Origin of the sequence: Streptomyces subrutilus (genome assembly GCF_008704535.1) — a bacterium.
GTDB lineage: Bacteria > Actinomycetota > Actinomycetes > Streptomycetales > Streptomycetaceae > Streptomyces > Streptomyces subrutilus.
The window spans coordinates 6,507,505-6,521,807 of the sequence record NZ_CP023701.1 but is presented as its reverse complement, the minus strand read 5'-3'; the positions used below and the strand labels follow the sequence as shown (position 1 = coordinate 6,521,807).

Below are 14,303 nucleotides of genomic sequence, written 5' to 3'. Positions count from 1 at the left end.
GCGCGGCCGGCCACGGGCCCGCTCCCGCCCCGGGCCGGTGTGCCATTGGTACAGTCGCGCCGTGGCCGTGGACGAGCTCGACACCCGAATCCTGCGCCTGCTGATCGAGCAGCCGCGCACCAGTGTGCGCGAGCACGCCCGACTCCTCGGCGTGGCGCGGGGCACCCTCCAGGCCCGGCTGGACCGGCTGGAGCGGACCGGGGTCATCACCGGGACGGGCCCGGTGCTGTCCCCCGCGGCGCTCGGTCACCCGGTGCTGGCCTTCGTGCACATCGAGGTGACCCAGGGGCACCTGGACGACGTGGGGGACGCGCTGGCGGCGGTGCCCGAGATCATCGAGGCGTTCTCGATCACCGGGGCCGGCGACCTGCTGACACGTGTGGCGGCCCGGGACAACGCCCATCTGGAGGACGTGATCCAGCGGCTCATCCGGCTCCCGGGCGTGGTCCGCACCCGCACGGAGGTGGCCCTGCGCGAGCGGGTGGCGCACCGGCTGCTGCCGCTGGTCGAGTCCGTGGGACGGTCCGTCCGCACAAGCTGACACGATGGTGTGGACAGGACATGCACGGACAGGACGGGCAAGGCGGGTACAGCGGATGATTTCCGTCATATTCGATCTCGACGGCACCCTCGTGGACAGCGAGCCGAACTACTACGAGTCGGGGCGGCGCACCCTGGAGCGGCACGGGGTTCCCGGATTCACCTGGGAGCAGCACGCCCGCTTCATCGGGATCGGCACCCTGGAGACGCTGGAGGTCCTCAGGGACCGCCACGGGATCGCGGCCCCGGTGGAACAGCTGCTGGCCGAGCAGAACGCCGCCTACCTGGAGCTGGCCCGGGCCGGGACCGAGGTCTTCCCCGAGATGCGGGCGCTGGTGGAGCGGCTGCACGCCGGGGGCGTGCCGATGGCCGTGGCCTCGGGCTCGTCCCGGGAGGCCATCGACGCGGTCCTGGCCGGCACCGGCCTGGACGCCCGCCTGTCCACCGTGGTCTCCGCCGAGGAGGTCCCGCGCGGCAAGCCGGCCCCGGACGTCTTCCTGGAGGCCGCGCGCCGCCTCGGCGCCGAGCCCGCCGCCTGCGTGGTCTTCGAGGACGCGGCGCCGGGCGCGCTGGCCGCCCGGGCGGCGGGCATGGACTGCGTGGCGATCCCCTACGTGGCGACGACGGCGGACGACGCGGCGTTCGCCGGTGCCGGGCTGCTCTTCGCGGGCGGACAGCGGGAGTTCAGCGCGGCCGCGGCCCACGGCTGGCTGACGGACCGCCGCACCGGCTGACCCGGCCCGCGGGCCGGGCAGGCCGCCAGGCCGGAGCCCACCGCGCGGTACCGGGCGGCCCAACCGCCCGGTACCGGGGAGCCCAACTGCCCCCGGCACTGCCGCTCCGAGCCGCTTTCCACCCCTACGGTCGTCCCGGTACAGGACAGCGGCGGAGCCTCCGCCGCCCGCATCGGAAGAGGCCCCATGAAGAAGAACAAGCTGGTCGCCGGCGGCGCCGCGGCCGTGATCGCCGCCGGCATCGCCATCACGGCGGTGGGTGCGGCCAACGCCGCCGAGGCCGCGCCGGACTCCGCCGCCCGCATCACCTCGGTGCAGCAACTGCACGCGAACCTCGCGCAGGCCGTGGAGCAGGAACAGGCACTCGGCCTCCAGGGCACCCTCGGCGGGCCCGTCGGGCGCGCGGTGGACGCCTCGCACGACGCGATCGACGGCTGACGGGAGGGTGAGCACCGTGGGAACCGACCCGTCAGCAGCCGCCCCGGCGACCTGGTGCCCGAGCGGCGAGGCCAGGGCCCCCGAGTCCGTCGTCCTGGGCGTCCGCTCGGGCGCCGACGGCCGGGTGGCCTACCTGGCCGACCCGGTCCCGGCGTCCGAGGTGCTGGGCGCCGTCCCCGAGGGGATCGAGCCGACCCGCGTCCTGCGCTTCGCCTCGCACTGCGTCACCGGTTGCGCCAATCGGCGGGGCAACGACTGCACCCTGGTGGAACGGGTGGTGGCCCTGCCGCCGGTGCTCGACGCCCGGGCGGTCCCACGGTGCCACCTCCGCTCCCGGTGCCAGTGGTGGCAGCAGACGGGCGTCGACGCCTGCCACCGCTGCCCCGCCGTCACCACGGCGACCTTCCGGGAGGACGAGCTGGCCACCCTCGTCGCCGACCCCTCCACCACCCCGGAGCAACTCGCGTCCTGGATCAGCGCGTCCGGCTGACCCGCACCGTCGACCACGGCCCGGCGCCGGCCCGTGGGCGCCCCGGCGCGCAGGGCGCGTACGACAGGTGCGCCACGTACGACACGTACGACACGGCCGCGCACGGGACGTACGACACGGCCGTGCACGGGATTCCGGCCCGGCAGCCCACGCCCCACGAGGGCGGGCGCTGCCGGGCCGTCCGGCGTGCCCGCGAGCCGGACCGCGCGCCGGACCGGACGGGGGCGGGGTGGGCCGGCGCGTCCCAATATCGGAGACGCCGGGTCCAGTGGGCGAGACGCCATTGACCCGCCCCTCACCATGTGGCTAGGTTTCGCCGCATGTTGCGTTCAGCCATGCTCACCACGCGCGGTCACATCGACCTGCTGCGGGTGGCCTCCGCCGCGTGTCGCCGCGGCTGCTGACGCCCTCTTCCCCCTGACGCACCACGAGCGCCCCGCGCTCCGCTTCCGCGCGCCCTGATCCGCCGGTCCGCCGGGTCCGGGGCACCCGTACCCACCGGTCCCGAGAGCCCGGGCCCCGTTCCGCCGCACCGGTACGGGGCTCCTCCGCGGCGCGCGCTCCTCCCTGCCGTCTCCGGCACCTCCCCCCGCACCCCTCCGTGGAGCCTCCATGAGCATCGACCACGCACCGCCCGACATATCCCCCAAAGTGCGACTGGAGCCGCCCGTCTCCCCCGCCCTGGTGGCCGTCGTGCCGACGTCGGCACGGAGGCGCTCCGCCCCCCGGTGGATCCGCCGGACCGCCGGACCGCTGCTGCTGCTGGGCCTGTGGCAGCTGGCCAGCACGCTGGGCTGGCTGGCCGCCGACACCCTGGCTCCGCCGTCGACCATCGCGGCCGCCGGAGCGGACCTGATCGCGGACGGCACGCTCCCCGGGGCGATGGCGGTGTCCCTGCAGCGCGTGGCGGTCGGACTGCTGATCGGCGGGACCGCCGGCACCGCCCTCGCCCTGCTGTCGGGGCTCTCGCGGCTCGGCGAGGACCTGATCGACGCCAGCGTGCAGATGCTGCGCACGGTGCCGTGGGTCGGTCTCATTCCGCTGTTCATCATCTGGATGGGCATCGGCGAGGCGCCCAAGGTCGCCCTCATCGCGCTCGGCACCGCCTTCCACATGTACCTCAACGTGTACGCCGGGATCCGCGGGGTCGACGAGCAGCTCATCGAGGCGGGCGGGGCGTTGGGGCTCGGCCGGTGGGGACTGGTGCGGCACGTGGTGCTGCCGGGGGCGCTGCCCGGCTTCATGACCGGCCTGCGGTACTCGCTCGCCACCGCCTGGCTGGCCCTGGTGTTCGGGGAGTCCATCAACGCCGACGCCGGTATCGGCTTCCTGATGAACCAGGCGCGCGAGTTCTTCCGTACCGACGTGATCGTCGTCTGCCTCGTCGTCTACGCCTTCCTCGGCCTCACCGCCGACCTCGTCGTCCGCGCTCTCGAAAGGCTGCTGCTGCAATGGCGACCGACGTTCACGGGCCAGTAGCCCCCGGGGCGGCCACCGCCGCCCCCGCCTCCGCCGCCTCCGCCGCCGTACGGGTCACCGGGCTGACCCGGTCCTTCGACGGCCGGGCGGTCATCGACCGGCTCGACCTGACGCTGCGGGCCGGCGAGTTCACCGTCCTGCTGGGCCGCAGTGGCTGCGGCAAGTCCACGCTGCTGCGCGTCCTCGCGGGACTGGACCGGGAGATCGAGGGCGAGGTCCTGGTCCCGCAGCGGCGGGCGGTCGCTTTCCAGGCGCCGCGCCTGATGCCGTGGAAGCGGGTCTGGCGCAACGTCCTGCTCGGCCTGCCCGGACGCCCCGCACGCGAACACGCCGAGCGGGCCCTGGCGGAGGTCGGGCTGGAGCACCGGACGGACGCCTGGCCCAAGACGCTCTCCGGCGGCGAGGCCCAGCGCGCGTCCCTCGCCCGCGCCCTGGTGCGGGAGCCGGACCTGCTGCTGCTCGACGAGCCGTTCGGCGCACTGGACGCGCTGACGCGGATCAAGGCCCAGCAGCTGGTGGCCCGGCTGTGGCAGCGGCGCGGCTGCGCGGTGCTGCTGGTCACGCACGACGTGGACGAAGCCGTGCTGCTGGCCGACCGCGTCCTGGTCATGGACGGCGGGCGGATCGCCTACGACACGCAGGTCCCGCTGGAGCGCCCCCGCGAGGTCGGCGACCCCGGCTTCGCCGCGCTGCGCAACCGGCTCCTCGCCGAGCTCGGCGTCCTCTGAACACCCGTCGGCCCCTGTCCGTTCCCCCGTTCCCCGCTACCCCTTCCCCCCTTCCCCCCTCCCCCCGCCCGTTCACGTTCACGAGATCGAAGAGAAGCGACATGAGACGTCATTCCCTGCCCCTGACCCTGCTGGCCACCCTGGTACCGCTGTCCCTGGCCCTGACGGCGTGCGGCGGGGACGGCGCCGCCGCCGCCGGTGCACCGGCCGCCGCGGACGGCGGCAAGGGCGGCGCCAAGGTCACCCTCAACATCGGGGACCAGAAGGGCGGCAACGAGTCGCTGCTGCGCGCCGCCGGTGAACTGGACGGCCTCGACTACTCCGTCAAGTGGTCCACCTTCACCTCCGGCCCGCCGCTCCTGGAAGCCGTCAACGCCAAGGCCGTGGACATCGGCGGCGTCGGCAACACCCCGCCGGTCTTCGCCGCCGGCGCCAAGTCGAAGATCACCGTGGTGGCCGCCACCCACGGCTCCGCCGCGGGCGAGGCCATCCTCGTTCCGAAGGGCTCCGCCCTGCAGTCCCCCTCGGAGCTGCGCGGCAAGAAGATCGCCGTGGCCCAGGGCAGTTCGGCGCACTTCCAGCTCATCGCCTCCCTGGAGCAGGCGGGCCTGAAGCCCACCGACGTCACGGTCAACTTCCTCCAGCCCGCCGACGCACTGGCCGCCTTCAACAGCGGCGCGGTCGACGCCTGGGCGGTCTGGGACCCGTACACCTCCCAGGTGCTGCGCACCGGTGCCCGCGTGCTCACCTCGGGCGAGGGCGTCGTCAACGGCCTCGGCTTCCAGGTCGCCTCGCCCGCGGCCCTGCGGGACGCCGGCAAGAGCAAGGCCATCGGCGACTACCTGACACGGCTCCAGCGCGCCCAGGAATGGGTGTTCAAGCACCCGGAGGAGTGGGCGAAGGTGTGGGCGAAGGAGACCGGCCTGCCGTACGAGGTCGCCTTCGACGCGGTCAAGCGCAGCAACGGCACCCGCGTGACGGTCGCCGTGGACGACGCCGCCGTCGCCTCCGAGCAGAAGATCGCCGACACCTTCACCGAGCTCAAGCTGATCCCCGGCAAGGTCGTCTTCAAGGACTTCGTCGACACCCGCTTCAACGGCACCCTCCCGCCCTCCACCACCGCCCCGCGCACCTACGGGAAAGACTCCTGATGACCGTCCGCCTGCACTGGTTCCTGCCCACCGGCGGCGACGGCCGCACCCTGGTCGACCGGCACGCCTACGCCCACAACACGGCCGCGCCGGGAGTCCGCCAGCCCGACATCGAGTACCTCGCCCAGATCTCCAAGGCCGCCGAACGCCTCGGCTTCGAAGCGGTGCTGACGCCCACCGGCACCTGGTGCGAGGACGCCTGGCTGACGACGGTGGCGCTCTCCCAGCACACCGAGCGGCTCAAGTTCCTCGTCGCCTTCCGGCCCGGGGTGATCTCGCCGGTCCTGGCCGCCCAGATGGCCGCGACCTACCAGCGCATCACCCGCGGACGTCTGCTGCTGAACGTGGTGACGGGCGGGGACTCCGCGGAGCAGCGCCGCTTCGGCGACCACCTCGACCACGACCGCCGGTACGAGCGGACCGCCGAGTTCCTGTCGGTCGTGCGCGGTGTCTGGCGCGGGGAGCCGTACGACTTCCACGGGGAGCACTTCCGGGTCGACGGCGGGCTGACGGCGCTGCCGCCCGACCCGCTGCCGGAGATCTTCTTCGGCGGGTCATCGGCGGCGGCCGGGCCGGTGGCCGCGGAGCACGCCGACGTGTACCTGACCTGGGGCGAACCCCCGCAGCAGGTGAAGGAGAAGATCGACTGGATCCGCTCGCTCGCCGAGGAGCGCGGCCGGACGGTCCGGTTCGGCATCAGGCTGCACACCATCTCGCGCGATTCGGCGAAGGAGGCCTGGGGCGCGGCCGACCGCCTGCTGGGCGACCTGTCCGACGCCGACATCGCGCAGGCGCAGTCGCTGCTCGGGGTGAGCGAGTCGGTGGGCCAGCAGCGGATGCTGGCCCTGCACGGCGGCTCGCGGGAGGGGCTGGAGATCTCGCCGAACCTGTGGGCGGGCGTCGGCCTGGTCCGCGGCGGCGCCGGGACGGCCCTGGTCGGCAGCCACGGCGACGTGGCCGACCGGATCGAGGAGTACCACGCGCTCGGGATCGACAACTTCGTCCTGTCGGGCTACCCGCACCTGGAGGAGGCGTACTGGTTCGGGGAGGGCGTGACCCCCGAACTCGCCGCCCGCGGCCTGCTGGCTCCGTAGCCGGGAAGATCCCCGGGCCCGCGCCGGTTGGCAGAACCGTGAACGAGGTGACGCGGGACGCGGGCCCGCAGACGGACGTGGACGTCGACGTCGTGGTCGTGGGCGCCGGGCAGGCCGGCCTGTCCAGCGCCTACCACCTGGCCCGGGCGGGCCTGGAGCACGTGGTCCTGGACCACGCACCCCGGCCGGGCGGGGCCTGGCAGTTCCGCTGGCCCTCGCTCACCTACGGCAAGGTGCACGGCATGCACGCCCTGCCCGGCATGGAGCTGACCGGCGCCGACCCGGAGCGGCCCTCGTCCGAGGTGATCGGCGCGTACTTCGCGGCGTACGAGGACCGGTTCGCCCTGCGCGTACGGCGTCCCGTCGACGTCTCGGCGGTGCGCGGGGGCGCGGACGGGCGACTGCGGGTCGAATCCTCGGCCGGCACCTGGTCGGCGCGGGCGCTGGTCAACGCCACCGGCACCTGGGACCGGCCGTTCTGGCCGCGCTATCCGGGCCAGGAGACCTTCCGCGGCAGGCAACTGCACACCGCGGGCTACCCGGGGCCGCAGGCGTTCGCCGGGGCCCGCGTGCTGGTGGTCGGCGGCGGAACCTCGGCGGTCCAGCACCTGCTGGAGATATCCGAGGTGGCGGAGGAGACCGTCTGGGTGACCCGGCGGCCGCCGGTCTTCCGTGACGGGAGCTTCGGCGAGGCCGAGGGCCGGGCGGCCGTCGCCCTGGTCGACGAGCGGGTGCGCCGGGGACTGCCCCCGCAGAGCGTGGTGAGCGTGACCGGGCTCCCGCTGAACGAGGCGGTCCGGGCCGGGCGGGCGTCGGGGGTGCTGGCCCCCAGGCCGGCCTTCGAGCGCATCACCCCCACGGGGGCCGTCTGGGCGGACGGCAGCCGGGTCGAAGTGGACGTGATCCTGTGGGCCACCGGCTTCCGGGCCGCCGTCGACCACCTGGCCCCGCTGCACCTGCGGGAACCGGGCGGCGGCATCCGCGTCGAGGGAACCAGGGCGGTCCGCGACGAACGGGTGCACCTCGTGGGCTACGGCCCGTCGGCGTCCACCATCGGCGCGAACCGTGCGGGCGGCGCGGCGGTCCGCGAGATCCGCCGTCTCCTCACCCGCGAGCCGACCGCGCCGGCCCCGGTGGCCGCGGTCGTCTGAGCCCCGGCGGCCAGCCCCGCACCTGCGGGGGCCCGGTCGCCTCAGTGCGCCGTCTCAGTGCGCCGTCGGGGCCGGAGCGGCCCGCCCGGCGGCGGCACGCAGGCGGTTGAACTCCGCGACGTGCTTCTTGTGCTCCTCGTACGTCGCCGAGAAGCGGGTGTCCCCCGGCTTGACGGTGACGAAGTACAGCCAGTTCCCGGGCGTCGGGGCGACGGCCGCCGCCATGGCCGCCATCCCCGGACTGTCGATCGGCGTCGGCGGCAGGCCCTGGCGCTCGTAGGAGTTGAACGGGCTGTCGATGCGGGTGTCGCTCAGCTTGGTGTCGACGGTGCTCCGGTTCAGCGCGTAGTTGATGGTCGAGTCCATCTGCAGCGGCATCGATTTCGCCAGCCGGTTGTGCACCACGCGGGCGACCTTGCCCATGTCGGCCGGAGTGTCCGCCTCGGCCTCGATGACGCTGGCCATCGTGGCGGTCTGGTACGGGGTCATCCCGAGCGCCTTGCCACCGGCGGCGACGGCCGGGGTGGCGAGCTTCCGGTTGGCGGTCTCCACCATGTACGCGAGCAGCCCGGCCGCGGTGGACTTCGAGGTCACGGGGTACGTCGCCGGGAAGAGGTAGCCCTCGGGGTTGCCCTTGGCCTCCTCCGGCAGGGCCGACCCGCCCGCGGCCGCGGCGGCCTTGGCCGAGCCGGGCGGCAGCTTCAACGCGGTGTCGATCGCCGCGTACACCCGCGAGGCCCGCCAGCCCTCGGGGATCACCAGCTGGCGCGGCTTCTCCGGCTCTTCTCCACCCCGCAGCACCGGGATCAGGGTTGCGACCCCGATCGCGAGCAGCGTGCCGAAGAAGAGCGCCAGGCGGCCCCGACGGGTGAGCCGGGAGCGGTTCTGTGGCGGCCGGTACTCATGACGCATGCGGGAACGCTAACCCTCTGAGCGCCCTCGTCCCGGCACCCGCCCCGCGCGCCAGTCATACGATCACACTTTTACCGGAGCGAACTGGACACCCTGCTCCACCGTGCTCTTGTGCGGCACCTCGGGCGTCACGGCGGCGTCCCGGTCACGGCGGACCAGGGTCGCGTACCGGCCGTCGGCCTGCAGCAGTTCCTCGTGCGTACCGCGCTCGGCTATGCGTCCGGCGTCCAGGACCACGATCTGGTCGGCGTCGCGGACGGTGGAGAGGCGGTGCGCGATGGTGATGGTGGTCCGACCTGCGGAGAGGTTGTCGATGGCCTGCTGCACGGCGTGCTCGGTGCGGGTGTCCAGGGCACTGGTGGCCTCGTCCAGGATCAGCACCGGCGGGTCGCGCAGGATGGTGCGCGCGATGGCCAGGCGCTGCTTCTCGCCGCCGGAGAACCGGTAGCCGCGCTCGCCCACCAGGGTGTCGTACCCGTCGGGCAGGGAGGCGATGTGATCGTGGATCTGGGCGGCGCGGGCCGCTGCGGTGATCTCCTCGTCGGTGGCGTCCGGCTTGGCGAAGCGCAGGTTGTCCCCGACCGAGGCGTGGAAGAGGTAGGTCTCCTGGGAGACCACGCCTATGGAACGGGCCAGCGAGTCGAAGTCCAGGTCGCGGACGTCGACCCCGTCGAGCACCACCCGTCCCCCGGTCACGTCGTAGAGGCGCGGCACCAGGTAGCTGAGCGTGCTCTTCCCCGAGCCGGTGGCGCCGACCACGGCGAGGGAGCCGCCGGCCGGAACGGTGATGTCGATGTCGCTCAGGGCCGGCCCGCTCTTGGCGTCGTAGGCGAAGTCCACGCCTTCCAGCCGGACCTCTCCCCGGGCGCGCTCCAGGCGCACCGGGTCCTCGCGCTCTGTGATGTCCACGGGCAGGTCGAGGTACTCGAAGATGCGGGTGAACAGGGCCAGCGAGGTCTGGATCTGGACACCGGTGGACAGCAGGCTCACGGCGGGCCGGAAAAGCCCCTGCTGGAGTGTGACGAAGGCGACGAGCGTACCGACCGAGAGCGAGGGGGCGCCCGATTGGAGGGCTATGCCCGCGGCCCAGTAGATGAGGGCCGGCATGGCGGCCATGACGATGCCGATGACCGACATCCGCCAGCGACCGGCCATGCTGGAGCGCACTTCGAGGCCCACCAGCTTCTCGGACTCCGCGGAGAAGGAGTCGGTGAGCGAGTCGGAGCGGCCCATGGTCCGGCCGAGCAGGATGCCGCTGACGGACAGCGACTCGGTGACGGTCGCGGCCATCGCGGCCATCTGCTTCTGGCGTTGCATCGTGATCTTCTTGCGCTCACGGCCGACGCGCCGGCTGATCCACACGAAGACGGGGAGCAGCAGCAACGAGACGAGGGTGAGCCGCCAGTCGAGCGCGAGCATGGCGACGACGGAGGCGATGACGGCCGTCAGGTTGGAGACGAGCGAGGTCGCCGTCGAGGTCACGGTGGCCTGCATGCCGCCGATGTCGTTGGCGATGCGGGACTGGACCTCGCCGGTGCGGGTCCGGGTGAAGAAGGACAGCGGCATCCGCTGGAGCTGTCCGTAGACGGCGGTGCGCAGGTCGTGCATGACCCGCTGGCCGACCGTGGTGGATATCAGGGTCTGCAGCACGCCGAAGACGCCGGTGACGACGGCGGTGGCGATCATCCCGAGCGCGAGCAGGCTGAGCAGGCCCGTGCGGCCCTGCGGGATCGCGACGTCGAGGATCTCCTTGAGCAGGAACGGCGAGGCGACGCCGACCAGCGAGGAGGCGCCGACCAGCAGGCCGACGACGGCCAGCCGGCCGCGGTACGGACGGAACAGGGCGACGATGCGCCGGAGCTCGCGCGGCTGGTCGGCCGGGGCGGGGCGATCGGGATCGAGGGATTCTTTCGATGGGGTCCACTTCGGCTCTTCGGGGCGCATGGGCCTCCTTCTGACGAGACTCCGATGAGCATAGCTCATTGTTACCTATACTCACAATGAATCCGGTCCTGGTACTGTTCCCAGTATGAGGACACCTTCCGAGACCGACACCACAGACGGCGTTCTCGCCGAGCAGCTGCTGCGCCTGACCCGACGGCTCCACCGCATCCAGAAGCGGTACATGGAGCCCCTCGGGATCACCCCGGCCCAGGGCCGTCTGCTGCGCCTGGTCTCGTCCTACGAGGGTGCCCAGCCGCCCCGGATGGCGGACCTCGCCGCCCGTCTGGAGGTCGTCCCCCGCGCCGTCACCACCCTCGTGGACGGCCTGGAGGCCGCCGCCTGCGTGCGCCGCGCGCCGGACCCCGACAACCGTCGGGTGATAAGGATCGAGCTCACGGACACCGGCCGCGCCACGCTGCGCCGGCTGCGCAACGCGCGCACGGACGCCGCGGAGGAGATCCTGGCTCCGTTGACCGCCGCCCAGCGCGAGATGCTCGGCGGCCTGCTGAACACCCTGGCGGACGTCCCGCCGGACCGGAACTGCTGAGCGGCCCGTCCGCGGGCCGCGCCGAGGCGAGGGGTCGACCATGCCGCAACCGAAACCGGGGGCCCCGCGCCCGCACGCCGTCACCGGACCCTCGCCCGACCGGCTGCCCGGACACCGGGCCGGCGGCACCCCGGAGCCGCTGCGCACCGAGCTGATCGCCCTGCTCGGCGCGGAGAAGGTGCTGTGGCAGGTCTCGGACCTGGTGCGCTACGCCTCGGACGCCTCTCCGTACCGGTTCGTGCCCCAGGTCGTCGTGGTCGCCGAGGACATCGACGACGTCTCCGCAGTCCTCTCCTACGCCCACGGCCGGCAGCGCGAGGTGGTCTTCCGGGCCGCGGGCACCTCGCTCAACGGCCAGGCCCAGGGCGAGGACATCCTCGTGGACGTGCGCCGCCACTGGTCCGGCATCGAGGTGCTGGAGGAGGGCCGACGGGCCCGCATCCGCCCCGGCACCACCGTGGTGCGGGCCAATGCCGCCCTCGCCCGCTACGGCAGGATCCTCGGCCCCGACCCGGCCAGCGCCATCGCCTGCACCCTCGGCGGGGTCGTCGCCAACAACGCGTCCGGCATGACCGCGGGGACCACCAGGAACTCCTACCGGACGCTCTCCTCGCTGACCCTCGTACTGCCGTCCGGGACCGTCGTGGACACGGCCGACCCGCTCGCCGACGAGGAGCTCGCCCGCGCCGAACCGGCCCTGTGCCGGGGGCTGATGGAGATCAGGGAGGAGATCCTGGCCGACCCGGCCCTGGTCGCGCGCATCCGCGCCAAGTACGAGATCAAGAACACCACCGGCTACCGGCTCGACGCGTACCTCGACGGCGCCACGCCCGTCGAGCTCCTGCGCGGGCTGGCCGTCGGTTCGGAGGGCACCCTCGGCTTCATCTCCGAGGTCGTCTTCGACACCCTGCCGCTGGACCGCTCGCTCTGCTCCGCCCTGCTCTTCTTCCCCTCGCTGCCGGCGGCGGCCGCCGCGGTCCCCCTGTTCAACGACGCGGGCGCCCTCGCCGTCGAGCTGATGGACGGCAACACCCTGCGCGCCTCGGTCAGCGTCGCGGGCGTCCCCGCCGACTGGGCGGAGCTGCCCCGGGAGACGGCTGCGCTGCTGGTGGAGTTCCGCGCTCCGGACGAAGCCGGCCGCCTGGCCCACGAGCGGCGCGCGGCGCGGGTACGGGAGGGGCTCGACCTGGTGGCGCCCGTCGCCTCCGTCACCAACGCGTTCACCCGGGACCCGGGGACCATCGCCGGCTACTGGAAGGCCCGCAAGGCCTTCGTGACCGCAGTCGGCGGAGCCCGCGCCTCCGGCACCACGTTGATCACCGAGGACTTCGCCGTCCCGCCGTCCCGGCTGGCCGAGGCCTGCGAGGCCCTGCTCGCGCTCCAGGCGCGGCACGGCTTCGACGCGGCGGTCGCCGGTCACGCGGCCCACGGCAACCTGCACTTCCTGCTGGCGTTCGACGCGGCCGACCCCGCCGACGTGGAGCGGTACGCGGCCTTCATGGACGCCTTCTGCAGGCTCACCGTGGAGCGTTTCGACGGCTCGCTGAAGGCCGAGCACTCCACCGGGCGCAACATCGCGCCCTTCCTGGAGCTGGAGTGGGGCCCCCGGGCCACCGAACTGATGTGGCGCACCAAGCGGATCGTGGACCCCGACGGGGTGCTGGCCCCGCGCATCCTGCTGGACCGCGACCCGCGGGCGCATCTGCGCGGCCTCAAGACCATCCCGGAGGTGGAGGCGCCGGCGGACCCGTGCATCGAGTGCGGCTTCTGCGAACCGACCTGCCCGAGCGGCGATCTGACGACCACCCCGCGCCAGCGGATCGTGCTGCGCCGCGAGATGAACCGCCAGCAGCCGGGCTCCCCGGTGCTGGACGAGCTGCTGGCCTCGTACGGCTACGACGCGGTGGAGACCTGTGCCGGCGACTCCACCTGCAAGCTCGCCTGCCCGGTGGGGATCGACACCGGTGCGCTGATGAAGGACTTCCGCCACCGCGCACACGGGCCCCGTCAGGAGCGGGCCGCCGCGCTGGCCGCGCGTAAGTTCGGGGCCGTGGAGACGGCGGCGCGATTGGCCGTGGCCGCCGCCGACCGCATCACCGACCTGCTCGGCGCTCGGCTCGGGGACCGGCTCCTGGAGGCGGTGACGGCGTCCGCCCGCACGGCCGCGGGCCGGGACCTGGTGCCGCGGTGGCTGCCGCAGGTCCCCGGGCCCGCGGCGCGGGCGATGCCCGCCACGCGGCGGGTGGGCGCCGCGGCCGTGTACTACCCCGCCTGCGTCAACCGGATCTTCGGCGGCCCGGCCGGGCGCCCCGGGCCTTCGCTGCCCGAGGCCGTGGTGGCCGTGTCGGAGCGGGCCGGGAAGCCGGTGTGGATCCCCGGTGACGTGCACGGCACCTGCTGCGCGACGATCTGGCACTCCAAGGGGTACGACGACGGCAACCGGGTCATGGCCAACCGGATCGTCGAGGCCGCCTGGGGCTGGACGGCGGGCGGCCGGCTGCCGCTGGTCGTCGACGCCTCCTCCTGCACGCTGGGCATCGCGCGGGAGGTGGTCCCGTACCTGACCGACGACAACCGGGCGCTGCACCGCGAACTGACCGTCGTCGACTCGATCGTCTGGGCGGCGGACGAGCTGCTCCCGCACCTGGAGGTCAGGCGCACCACCGGCTCGGCGGTGCTCCATCCGACCTGCTCGATGCGGCACTTGGGCGACGAGGCGCACCTGCTCGCGGTGGCCGGGGCGTGCGCCGAGGAGGTGGTCGTCCCGGACGACGCGGGCTGCTGCGCGTTCGCGGGCGACCGGGGCATGCTGCATCCGGAGCTGACCGACTCGGCGGCGGCGCGGGAGGCGGCGGAGGTCACGGCGAGGCCCTTCGACGCGCACCTCTCGGCCAACCGCATGTGCGAGGTGGGCATGGACCGGGCCACCGGGCGGAGTTACTACTCGGCTCTGCTCGAACTGGAGCACGCGACCCGCCCCTGACCAGGAGATCGTCGCCCGACCGTCCGGGCGAGGACGGAAAATCGATTGCCCGCGGCCGGTCCGGAAGGCGAACCTTGCACGGTTTGAACCACTCGACCAGTCATGGGGCGTC

At 73.6% G+C, this 14,303-nt stretch carries 14 protein-coding genes; 12 read left to right on the top strand and 2 right to left on the bottom strand.

Annotated features, from left to right (window positions below):
• Window positions 1-61 precede the first annotated feature (61 nt).
• The 10 genes from CP968_RS28995 to CP968_RS28955 all read left to right on the top strand — a co-directional run bounded on the left by CP968_RS28995 (window position 62) and on the right by CP968_RS28955 (window position 7,805).
• Entirely contained in the window at window positions 62-541 is a 480-nt protein-coding gene (locus CP968_RS28995; RefSeq protein WP_150520804.1) for an Lrp/AsnC family transcriptional regulator, read from the top strand.
• A gap of 55 nt (window positions 542-596) precedes the next feature.
• Complete coding sequence (locus CP968_RS28990; RefSeq protein ID WP_150520803.1) at window positions 597-1,274, top strand: HAD family hydrolase; 678 nt, start codon at window positions 597-599, stop codon at window positions 1,272-1,274.
• A gap of 186 nt (window positions 1,275-1,460) precedes the next feature.
• Window positions 1,461-1,712, top strand: a complete 252-nt coding sequence (locus CP968_RS28985; protein WP_150520802.1) for a hypothetical protein — start codon at window positions 1,461-1,463, stop codon at window positions 1,710-1,712.
• Window positions 1,713-1,728: 16 nt separating this feature from the next.
• Window positions 1,729-2,202: a hypothetical protein gene (locus CP968_RS28980; protein WP_150520801.1), complete on the top strand. Its 474-nt coding sequence runs from the start codon at window positions 1,729-1,731 to the stop codon at window positions 2,200-2,202.
• A 320-nt stretch (window positions 2,203-2,522) separates the two neighbouring features.
• Window positions 2,523-2,606: a putative leader peptide gene (locus CP968_RS35735; protein WP_351276907.1), complete on the top strand. Its 84-nt coding sequence runs from the start codon at window positions 2,523-2,525 to the stop codon at window positions 2,604-2,606.
• Between the two features lie 208 nt (window positions 2,607-2,814).
• A complete protein-coding gene (locus CP968_RS28975) occupies window positions 2,815-3,681 on the top strand; it encodes an ABC transporter permease (RefSeq protein ID WP_150520800.1) in 867 nt (288 codons plus the stop codon).
• A complete protein-coding gene (locus CP968_RS28970) occupies window positions 3,654-4,409 on the top strand; it encodes an ABC transporter ATP-binding protein (RefSeq protein WP_150520799.1) in 756 nt (251 codons plus the stop codon). Before CP968_RS28975 ends, CP968_RS28970 begins: the two co-directional genes overlap by 28 nt.
• Window positions 4,410-4,510: 101 nt before the next feature.
• The gene (locus tag CP968_RS28965) at window positions 4,511-5,560 is read left to right on the top strand and encodes an ABC transporter substrate-binding protein (RefSeq protein WP_150520798.1); all 1,050 of its coding nucleotides are present in this window, start codon (window positions 4,511-4,513) and stop codon (window positions 5,558-5,560) included.
• Window positions 5,560-6,654 (top strand): LLM class flavin-dependent oxidoreductase, encoded by a 1,095-nt coding sequence (locus CP968_RS28960; protein ID WP_150520797.1) that lies wholly within the window; start codon window positions 5,560-5,562, stop codon window positions 6,652-6,654. The genes CP968_RS28965 and CP968_RS28960 overlap by 1 nt, the downstream gene beginning before the upstream one ends.
• Before the next feature lie 47 nt (window positions 6,655-6,701).
• Complete coding sequence (locus CP968_RS28955) at window positions 6,702-7,805, top strand: FAD-dependent oxidoreductase (protein ID WP_150520796.1); 1,104 nt, start codon at window positions 6,702-6,704, stop codon at window positions 7,803-7,805.
• Between the two features lie 54 nt (window positions 7,806-7,859).
• Here CP968_RS28955 and mltG read toward each other — a convergent pair whose 3' ends face one another.
• Entirely contained in the window at window positions 7,860-8,717 is an 858-nt protein-coding gene (mltG, locus tag CP968_RS28950; protein WP_150520795.1) for an endolytic transglycosylase MltG, read from the bottom strand.
• 63 nt (window positions 8,718-8,780) lie between these two features.
• Complete coding sequence (locus CP968_RS28945; RefSeq protein WP_150520794.1) at window positions 8,781-10,661, bottom strand: ABC transporter ATP-binding protein; 1,881 nt, start codon at window positions 10,659-10,661, stop codon at window positions 8,781-8,783.
• A gap of 85 nt (window positions 10,662-10,746) precedes the next feature.
• Between CP968_RS28945 and CP968_RS28940 the strand changes: the two genes are divergently transcribed.
• Together CP968_RS28940 and CP968_RS28935 are read left to right on the top strand one after the other, a co-directional pair.
• Window positions 10,747-11,208, top strand: coding sequence for a MarR family winged helix-turn-helix transcriptional regulator (locus CP968_RS28940; RefSeq protein WP_150520793.1), 462 nt, complete (start codon window positions 10,747-10,749; stop codon window positions 11,206-11,208).
• A 40-nt stretch (window positions 11,209-11,248) separates the two neighbouring features.
• Window positions 11,249-14,191, top strand: coding sequence for an FAD-binding and (Fe-S)-binding domain-containing protein (locus CP968_RS28935; protein ID WP_150520792.1), 2,943 nt, complete (start codon window positions 11,249-11,251; stop codon window positions 14,189-14,191).
• Window positions 14,192-14,303 lie beyond the last annotated feature (112 nt).

Bases quoted from the DNA above. Each gene is read 5' to 3' on its own strand.
- CP968_RS28990 (WP_150520803.1), top strand. From the start codon at position 597: ATGATTTCCGTCATATTCGATCTCGACGGCACCCTCGTGGACAGCGAG.
- CP968_RS28985 (WP_150520802.1), top strand. From the start codon at position 1,461: ATGAAGAAGAACAAGCTGGTCGCCGGCGGCGCCGCGGCCGTGATCGCC.
- CP968_RS35735 (WP_351276907.1), top strand. From the start codon at position 2,523: ATGTTGCGTTCAGCCATGCTCACCACGCGCGGTCACATCGACCTGCTG.
- CP968_RS28975 (WP_150520800.1), top strand. From the start codon at position 2,815: ATGAGCATCGACCACGCACCGCCCGACATATCCCCCAAAGTGCGACTG.
- CP968_RS28970 (WP_150520799.1), top strand. From the start codon at position 3,654: ATGGCGACCGACGTTCACGGGCCAGTAGCCCCCGGGGCGGCCACCGCC.
- CP968_RS28965 (WP_150520798.1), top strand. From the start codon at position 4,511: ATGAGACGTCATTCCCTGCCCCTGACCCTGCTGGCCACCCTGGTACCG.
- CP968_RS28960 (WP_150520797.1), top strand. From the start codon at position 5,560: ATGACCGTCCGCCTGCACTGGTTCCTGCCCACCGGCGGCGACGGCCGC.
- mltG (WP_150520795.1), bottom strand. From the start codon at position 8,717: ATGCGTCATGAGTACCGGCCGCCACAGAACCGCTCCCGGCTCACCCGT.
- CP968_RS28945 (WP_150520794.1), bottom strand. From the start codon at position 10,661: ATGCGCCCCGAAGAGCCGAAGTGGACCCCATCGAAAGAATCCCTCGAT.
- CP968_RS28940 (WP_150520793.1), top strand. From the start codon at position 10,747: ATGAGGACACCTTCCGAGACCGACACCACAGACGGCGTTCTCGCCGAG.
- CP968_RS28935 (WP_150520792.1), top strand. From the start codon at position 11,249: ATGCCGCAACCGAAACCGGGGGCCCCGCGCCCGCACGCCGTCACCGGA.